This is a genomic window from Acidobacteriota bacterium, from assembly GCA_009861545.1.
Classification (GTDB): Bacteria; Acidobacteriota; Vicinamibacteria; order Vicinamibacterales; family UBA8438; genus WTFV01.
In genome coordinates, this window is the sequence record VXME01000130.1 from 1 (window position 1) to 7443 (window position 7443).

Consider the following 7443-nt stretch of genomic DNA (forward strand, 5'->3'; position numbering starts at 1 on the left):
CCATCTACCCGCGTAAGATCGTCGGCAGCGTCAGATGTCTATACGAGACACGCCGATGGCAGGTGGCGCCCGCGGACGCAACGGCCGCGCCTCGAGGCCCTTCGCGAGGCGTGCCCCCGCGCGTCGGGTCAGTGCCCCGCCGCCCGCCGCCGCTCCTCGTGGCGCGCGCCGCCGAGGATGCCGGTCACCGCGCGGTTCCCCTCGTGGCAGGCGTACTCGTAGAGGTCGTAGCTCATGTCGCGTTTCAGCGGCAGCTCGAGGGTCCACGGCCGGGTATAGACGTTCGGATCCTCGACGCGCACGTCCCAGTCGAGAACATCCTCCGCCACTCGGGTGAAGCGCTCCACCAGCCGTAGATCGCGGCTGACCGGGACGCCGTGCATCCGGCCCGCGTTCTGGTTCGGCGTGATCCAGCCCTTGGGAGTGAAGTTCCGCGTCTCCACGACCAGGGTCTCCCCTTCCCACCGCCCGCGCGCGTCGCCCATCCACTGGGCGATCTTCGAGTCGACGAAGGGCCGGTCGTCGAGCGGGATGATCCGGGGCTCGCGCACCATCTCGTAGAGGATGACGACGTAGCCGGGGATCTGGAAGATCTGGTTGCCGGTGTTGTAGGTGTTCGGGATCATCGAGCCCGGCACGCCGCGAGTTATGCAGCGGCTGTACGGGCTCATGTTCTCGTGCGAGTCGGTGCGGTTGGCGACGAGCCACCGGGCGCGCGCATCGGCCTCCGGCCGGGTCGGCACGCGTCCGGTCGGCGGATCGGCGATCATCGACGTGCGCCGGGTGTAGACGACCGACTCGCGGGGGTCGCTCCAGAAGTAGTTGTAGCCGCGAGCCAGGCTCCCGGACACGGTGGTCCGCGTGCTGCCCGGCGCGTTGTCGCGCTCGAGCATCTCCCGGCCGCGGCGCTCGATCTCGGCCGCCTCCTCCTCGGTGTGGAAGGCCTGGTCGCCCAGCCGCGCCGGCCGCTCCAGCGGCGTCAGGGTGTCGTTGGTCCAGATGCCGGAGATGTCCGGCTGGCCATCGGTGGTGCGCGGCGCGCGGTAGCCGGGATCGGGCGCGACGCGCGGCTGCCCGGTCGCGATGTGCGTCAGCGTCAACGCCAGCATCGCCACCGCGACCGTGGCTGCAATCCGCTTGTGCATCGCTTCTCCGTCGATTCTCTCCGGACGCGGCAATGCGCGTCCTCGAAAGTCGCCCGTGGGGGTCTGCTCGGGATCAGAATCGATCCTCCCGATCCTCGATGATGGTCTCGGAGAGGGGACGCCCACGTATGACGACCGGCTCGTGCATCCGTGACAGGGGCTTGCCGGTACCGGTCACGACGCCTTCGGCACGGAGTTGGTTCAGGCGCGCGTCGATGGACTGACCGGTCATGTCGACCGGGGAGAGCGTGGCGACCGGCTGGCCCCGGCCGGTGACCCGGCGTGTCAATCGGATCACTCCACCGGGTTGCCGCGCGGATCCCTGAGGGTCCGGTAGCCGTCCACGCGATCGCGGGCGACGTGGGCGTCCCGGTAGAAGCCGGCCGTGTCGAAGGTGACGCTCACCTCTGCGGTCCCGGGATTCTCCCAGTACCAGCCGTGCACGCCGGTGAAGGGGGCTATGTAGCTCCCGTGCGCCAGGTCGTTCTCCTGCGCGTCGAAGCTCTCGGCGTAGCCGGGCGGCGCCCCGTCCGGTGCGCTGTGGAAGTTGTATTCGAGAGGCCCGGTGGCGTCCCAGGAATAGACCATCGCCCCGCCCTCCTGGATTCGGTAGGTGTACTCGACCCATTCGCCGGGACGCACGCGGAACTCGTACGAATCGATCCGGTACTCGTCTTCTTCCGCCGTGATTGCGACGACCTGCGCCAGTGCGAGCAGACCGAACAGCTCGCCGGTGCCGAGCGGATCGACCCCGCGCTCGGCCGGCAGCACGGCGCCGACGAAGACCAGCGCCGCCACCAGCAGCGAGGCGAGCGCCGCGATGCCGAGCCGCTTGATGGAGGTCGGCGGCGCGGTGGACGCGGGAGCAGGCTCGGCCATTTCAAGAACCCTAGGGATAGTAGACGTAGCCGAACAACTGCTGCGCCGTGAGGAGGAATCCGCCGCCCATCAACACCGCGTTCGTCACGAAGGCATGTCGTGTGAAGCTCGGCCGCATCCGCCACACGGTGATGCCGATGAGCACGGCGCTGAGCGCCAGCACCTGCCCGATCTCGACCCCGACGTTGAAGCTCAGGATGTTGGCGACCAGGCCGTTGTCGGTGACGGTGAACTCCTGCAGCTTCGTGGCGAGGCCCAACCCGTGGAAGAGCCCGAAGATCAGCACCGCCGCCTTCGTGTTCGGGCGCACGCCGAGTACGCGCTCGAAGCCGCCCATGTTCTCGAACGCCTTGTAGCAGACCGACAGGCCGATGATGGCGTCGATGAGGTAGGCGTTCACCTCCAGCCCGCCGAGCACGCCGAGCAGCAGCGTGATGCTGTGCCCCAGTGTGAACAGGCTAACGTACAGCACCACGTCCCGCAGCCGGTACAGGAAGAAGATGACCCCGACCAGAAACAGCAGGTGGTCCGTGCCGGTGACCATGTGCTTCGCCCCGAGGTACATGAAGGGGGCGGGCGCCGGACCGTCCACGCCCTGGACGAACGCTGCGTTCTGCGTGTCCATCGGGTGGCCGGCGGCGGCCTCGGGCAGCACGAGCGGCGCCAGCAGGAGCGAGGCGGCGACGGTGAAGCGCAGAAAACCGCTCATGGCGTGAAGGATACGTTCCAGCGCCCGTACATGCAACGGGCCGGGCAGCGGCTCGCCGCGCCCGACCCGCGGGAATGGTGACCGCTCGGCGCGCGCGACGGTGCGGCGCGCGCCGCCGATATGGTCTCGTCTACTGCTCGTTCGTTGGCCGCCCGCCCTTCGGACCGATGGTGTTGCGCAGCACGCCGACGCTCTCGAGCTCGATCTCGACGACGTCGCCCGGCTGCATGGCCGAGGTCGACCCCGGCGTGCCGGTGAAGATCATGTCGCCCGGCTCCAGCGTCACGTACCGGCTGACGTAGCTCACCAGGTAGGAGGAATCGAACAGCAGATCGCGGGTCCGCTGCGACTGCATGACCTGGCCGTTGACACGCGTCTGGAGCAGCAGATCGTTGTAGTCGACCCCGCGGGCCATGACCGGCCCGACCGGTCCGAAGGTGTCCGCGCCCTTGGCCCGGAACCACTGCAGGTCGTTGCTCTGCCAGACCCGCTCGCTGATGTCGTTGCCGGGCGCGACGGCGAAGATGTGGTCGGGGGCCTCCTCGACGGAGACGTCGCGCGTCAGCTTGCCGATGATCAGCACCATCTCGCCTTCGAAGTGCAGGTTGGTGGCGTCCTCGTAGTAGGTGATTTCCGCCTCGTGCCCGATGAGCGACGTGGCGTGCTTGTCGAACAGGCCGGGGTACTCCGCCGGCTGCGCGCCGCCCAGGTGGCTGCGGTAGTTCAGCCCGGCGGCGACGACCTTCTGCGGCTCGCTCGGCGCGAGCAGGGTGACGTCGCCCAGCGCCACGGTGGCGCCGGTCCGCTCCGGCGACTCGAACACGTTGCCGTCGAGCTGGTGGATCGTCTCCCCCTCGAGGATGCCGTACGAGGTGACGCCGTCGTGCTCGTACCGCACGTACTTCGTCACGTCCTGCGCGAACGCCGACGCGCCGACGGCCAGCACCGCCACCGCCACGACCGCCGACACGAGATGCATGCGCTTCATTGCCCTTCCTCCTCTGGAACTCTGGAACTCAACCGCGAGCGAACCGCTCACGCGCCGGGAATATAGCACCCGACGGCCCGGGTCTGGGAGAACGCCAGGGTCTCGCCGGCGGCGAGGCGGCGCAGCCTGTCGTGCAGATCGCGGGTTCTGGGGGCCCTGCGCGCCACGCCGAACGAGACGTAGCGGTCGTCGATGCGTCCCCGGTAGACCATCCGCTGCGCGGCGTCGAACACCACCGCCTCCGGGGTGACCGTGGCGCCGGCCAGCGCCGCGAGCGCGCCGTCCACGTCGCGCAGGGCTGCGAACGGATAGCCGAACGCCGTCCTGTGCTCCTGCAACTCGTCGAGGGGCCGGTGGGCGTCCACGTAGACCAGCCAGAAACGGACCGCGCCGGCGAACGCCCCGTGCAGGCGCCGGACCTCCGGCGCATAGCGGTTGGAGATCGGGCAGTCGGTCATGACGAACAGCAGGACGTTCGCCTCGACGCCGGCGGCGGGAGCGAGCGGCCGGACATCCGTCCCGTCGAGCCCGGGCACGCTCACCGCAACCGCCGGCGCGGTGGGGCGCGGCTCCTCGCTCCGGCTCGCCGAAACCACCGCAAGCCCGGCAACCGCCGTGCACGCCGCCGCCGCGGCGAGTACCGCACGAAGCGATCGCCGGCCTGGTTCATGCGCCATGCCGATCTCGTAGCGTAGCACGCCCGCGTGCTATTCTGCTTTCGAGGGGCGGTCCGCCACCGGCGACGCCGCGGGCGGCCCCGCGCCTGCCGTACGGCAGGCCGCCCGCGGGAATCTCCCGCTGCCTCATCGAAGCGAAGCAAGCCATGACCGCCACCGCCGACCTGCTGACGCGCGACCTCGCCCATCTCATCCACCCGCTGCACGAGGAGCCCCTGCACCGTGACGCTCGCGTGTGGGTGAAGGGCAACGGCGCGATCCTCACCGACGCCGACGGGCGCGAGTACATCGACGGGCTCGCCGGGCTCTGGAACGTCACGGCCGGGCACGGCCGCACGGAGCTGGCCGACGCAATGCGCGAGCAGGCGGCCGAGCTGGCCTACGTATCCGGCTACGCCGGCAGCTCCAACCCGCGCGCCATCGAGCTGGCCGAACGGCTCTCCGCGCTCTGCTACCCGTCGATCAACCGCTTCTTCTTCACCAGCGGCGGCGGCGAGGCGACCGACAGCAGCATCAAGATGGCGCGGGCCTTCTGGAAGCTGTGCGGCCGGCCGGACAAGACGAAGGTGATCTCCCGGATCAACGGCTACCACGGGGTCACCCTGGCCGCGATGAGCGCCACCGGGCTGAGCCGCTACTGGCCGTTGTTCGAGCCTCGGGTTCCGGGCTTCTCGCACATCCCCGCCCCCGACCCGTACCGCTACGAGGCGCCGCCCGGCGAGAGCCAGGGGGTGGCCGCGGCGAACGAACTCGAACGGGCCATACTGCGCGAGGGTCCCGACACGGTAGCGATGTTCATCGCCGAGCCGGTGCAGGGCGCCGGCGGCGTCATCGTCCCGCCGGACGATTACTTCCCGCGTATCCGCGCGATCTGCGACCGCTACGACGTGCTGCTCGTCGCCGACGAGGTGATCACCGGCTTCGGGCGGACCGGGCGCCTCTTCGCGCTCGATCACTGGGGCGTCGAGCCGGACATCGTGCAGTTCGCCAAGGCCATCACGTCCGGCTACTTCCCCTTCGGCGGCATCGGCATCAGCGACCGCGTGGCCGCGACGCTCGACGAGGGCGGCGAGCCGTGGATGCACGCCTACACCTACAGCGCGCATCCCGTCGGCTGCGCGGTGGCGCTGCGGACGCTGCGCATCATCGAGGACGAGCAGTTCCCCGAGCAGGCGGCCGTCAAGGGCGACGAGCTGCTCGCGCGGCTCCAAATGGCGCTGGCCGATCACCCGCACGTCGGGAACATCCGCGGCAAGGGGTTGATGTGCGCGGTGGAGCTGGTGGAGGACCGGGCGACGAAGCGGTCGTTTCCGGTCGATCGCGGGATCGGCGCGGCCGTGCTCCGCGCGTCGATCGAACGCGGACTCGTGAGCCGCGTGAAGGCCGACACCTACGTGCTGGCGCCGCCGATGGTGATCACGAGCACCCAGATCGAGCGGACCATCGACGTCCTGACCGACGCGATCCGCGCCGTGCTGGACTGAACTCCCGCATGGCCACCTGCGCGACAGTGACGCCGGCAGCCACCGTACTGCACGGCGACGCGTACGACCTGCTTCCGTCCCTCGCTCCTCAGAGCATCGATCTGCTCATCACGAGCCCGCCGTACTGGGGCCACCGCACGTACGAGCAAGATCACAACTGGAACATATTCCAGGATTGGCTGGCGACCGGTGCGGACAAGACCGACGTTCCCGGATACGAATGGTACCGCCGCAACGGCGGCGCGCTCGGACTGGAGCCGCTGCCCGACTGGTACGTGGCCCATCTGGTCGAGATGTTCGAGCGGTTCCGCCTGTCGCTCAAGCCCTCCGGCAGCCTCTGGATCAACGTCGGCGACACCTATTTCGCGCGCTGGTCGAGCATCCGGCAGAGTGGACGTCAGGGACTGGGCGACCAGTCCAGGCAGCGTCGGCGAACTCCGATGGGCGGCTACCGTCAGGAGAAGCAACTGCTTCTCGTTCCCGCCCGGTTCGCGATCGCGATGCAGGAACGACGCTGGATCCTTCGCAACGACCTGATCTGGCACAAGCCGAACGTCCCCCCCCGCCCCGAAACGGACCGTCTACGCCTGAGCCACGAACATCTCTTCCATTTCGTCATGCGGCCGACGAACGGCCGAGCCCGGTACTACTACGACATGTCGGAAACCGAGGCGGGGTCGAACGACGTCATCACGCAGTACGTTCGTCCTGGAGAGAACGGACATACGGCGACGTTCCCCGAGTCCCTGATCCGGCCGCGCATCCGCAGCAGTTGCCCTCCCGGCGGAACCGTCCTCGATCCGTTCTGCGGCACCGGCCGGGCACTGGCGGCGGCCGTCGCTTCCGGACGCCGCGCGATCGGCATCGACAGATCCGCGACCTATGTCCAGGCGGCATCCGACCTCACGAAGAGATGCCAATTGAGACTATTGGATTCGGCTCGATGACGAGGAACCGTGACCGCGGAAATTTCGTCAGCGAGTGGTTCGGCTATCGAACATATCCGGACGTCCACGGAGGCAAGGACGCGCTCCGCACGCAAAAGGCCGCCCAGTGCCCCTTTCTGACGACCGCCACGCGAGAGAAACGGGAATGCGTCAAGAACGCGTCGTCCTCCGGCGTCTGCTCGATAAACAACGCAAGCAATGGCGTCAGGCAGGATTGGCTGGTATGTCCTTACCGGGCGCTCGATGCCGACATGATAGAAGATGTCGTGCGTAGACTCTTTCGCGCGACTCCGGATCAACGGTTGCTCGTCGTCCCTGCACCCACCCTCGCCAACCATGCCGTTCGGACGAAAATCGTCAACGATGTTCATCATGGCGCCTTGGCTGTTGTCTACCTGCAGAACAAGCTGGGCGGAGAGATTTTCCATAAGTGCGACTGACCGATCTCCCGAATTGTCCTTTGACATGACGCTCGTCGAACTCACCGCCGCCGACCACGGCCTCGCGGGCGTTGGACGTTTCGGGGTCCTCGAGTTGCAGACAATGGACTTTCACGGGTCGTACCCACTAGTGTCCCAAGAAACTCGAGGCGGCTACCCGTAAGTTACAGAATG

General features: G+C 68.2%; 9 protein-coding genes. 3 read left to right on the plus strand and 6 right to left on the minus strand.

Features of this window, described 5'->3' with window-relative positions; translation table 11 throughout:
- Positions 1 to 128: 128 nt before the first annotated feature.
- The 6 genes from F4X11_20455 to F4X11_20480 all read right to left on the minus strand — a co-directional run bounded on the left by F4X11_20455 (position 129) and on the right by F4X11_20480 (position 4398).
- A complete protein-coding gene (locus F4X11_20455; GenBank protein MYN67368.1) occupies positions 129 to 1145 on the minus strand; it encodes a hypothetical protein in 1017 nt (338 codons plus the stop codon).
- Positions 1146 to 1218: 73 nt separating this feature from the next.
- A complete protein-coding gene (locus tag F4X11_20460; protein MYN67369.1) occupies positions 1219 to 1434 on the minus strand; it encodes a hypothetical protein in 216 nt (71 codons plus the stop codon).
- A gap of 5 nt (positions 1435 to 1439) precedes the next feature.
- Complete coding sequence (locus F4X11_20465) at positions 1440 to 2024, minus strand: hypothetical protein (protein ID MYN67370.1); 585 nt, start codon at positions 2022 to 2024, stop codon at positions 1440 to 1442.
- A 10-nt stretch (positions 2025 to 2034) separates the two neighbouring features.
- Positions 2035 to 2733, minus strand: a complete 699-nt coding sequence (locus F4X11_20470) for a HupE/UreJ family protein (protein MYN67371.1) — start codon at positions 2731 to 2733, stop codon at positions 2035 to 2037.
- A gap of 130 nt (positions 2734 to 2863) precedes the next feature.
- Positions 2864 to 3712, minus strand: a complete 849-nt coding sequence (locus F4X11_20475; GenBank protein MYN67372.1) for a fumarylacetoacetate hydrolase family protein — start codon at positions 3710 to 3712, stop codon at positions 2864 to 2866.
- A 56-nt stretch (positions 3713 to 3768) separates the two neighbouring features.
- Positions 3769 to 4398: a hypothetical protein gene (locus F4X11_20480; protein MYN67373.1), complete on the minus strand. Its 630-nt coding sequence runs from the start codon at positions 4396 to 4398 to the stop codon at positions 3769 to 3771.
- 146 nt (positions 4399 to 4544) lie between these two features.
- Here F4X11_20480 and F4X11_20485 point away from each other — a divergent pair, with 146 nt between their 5' ends.
- The 3 genes from F4X11_20485 to F4X11_20495 are packed head-to-tail and all read left to right on the plus strand — an operon-like array spanning position 4545 to position 7269.
- Positions 4545 to 5882 carry an aspartate aminotransferase family protein gene (locus tag F4X11_20485; GenBank protein MYN67374.1) on the plus strand — a complete coding sequence of 446 codons (1338 nt, stop codon included), beginning with the start codon at positions 4545 to 4547 and terminating at the stop codon, positions 5880 to 5882.
- 8 nt (positions 5883 to 5890) lie between these two features.
- Complete coding sequence (locus F4X11_20490) at positions 5891 to 6829, plus strand: site-specific DNA-methyltransferase (protein MYN67375.1); 939 nt, start codon at positions 5891 to 5893, stop codon at positions 6827 to 6829.
- Positions 6796 to 7269, plus strand: coding sequence for a hypothetical protein (locus F4X11_20495; GenBank protein ID MYN67376.1), 474 nt, complete (start codon positions 6796 to 6798; stop codon positions 7267 to 7269). The genes F4X11_20490 and F4X11_20495 overlap by 34 nt, the downstream gene beginning before the upstream one ends.
- Positions 7270 to 7443 lie beyond the last annotated feature (174 nt).

What these genes read in the sequence shown, in the direction of transcription:
- F4X11_20455 (MYN67368.1), bottom strand. Translation starts at nt 1,145, where the DNA reads ATGCACAAGCGGATTGCAGCCACGGTCGCGGTGGCGATGCTGGCGTTG.
- F4X11_20465 (MYN67370.1), bottom strand. Translation starts at nt 2,024, where the DNA reads ATGGCCGAGCCTGCTCCCGCGTCCACCGCGCCGCCGACCTCCATCAAG.
- F4X11_20470 (MYN67371.1), bottom strand. Translation starts at nt 2,733, where the DNA reads ATGAGCGGTTTTCTGCGCTTCACCGTCGCCGCCTCGCTCCTGCTGGCG.
- F4X11_20475 (MYN67372.1), bottom strand. Translation starts at nt 3,712, where the DNA reads ATGCATCTCGTGTCGGCGGTCGTGGCGGTGGCGGTGCTGGCCGTCGGC.
- F4X11_20480 (MYN67373.1), bottom strand. Translation starts at nt 4,398, where the DNA reads ATGGCGCATGAACCAGGCCGGCGATCGCTTCGTGCGGTACTCGCCGCG.
- F4X11_20485 (MYN67374.1), top strand. Translation starts at nt 4,545, where the DNA reads ATGACCGCCACCGCCGACCTGCTGACGCGCGACCTCGCCCATCTCATC.
- F4X11_20490 (MYN67375.1), top strand. Translation starts at nt 5,891, where the DNA reads ATGGCCACCTGCGCGACAGTGACGCCGGCAGCCACCGTACTGCACGGC.
- F4X11_20495 (MYN67376.1), top strand. Translation starts at nt 6,796, where the DNA reads ATGCCAATTGAGACTATTGGATTCGGCTCGATGACGAGGAACCGTGAC.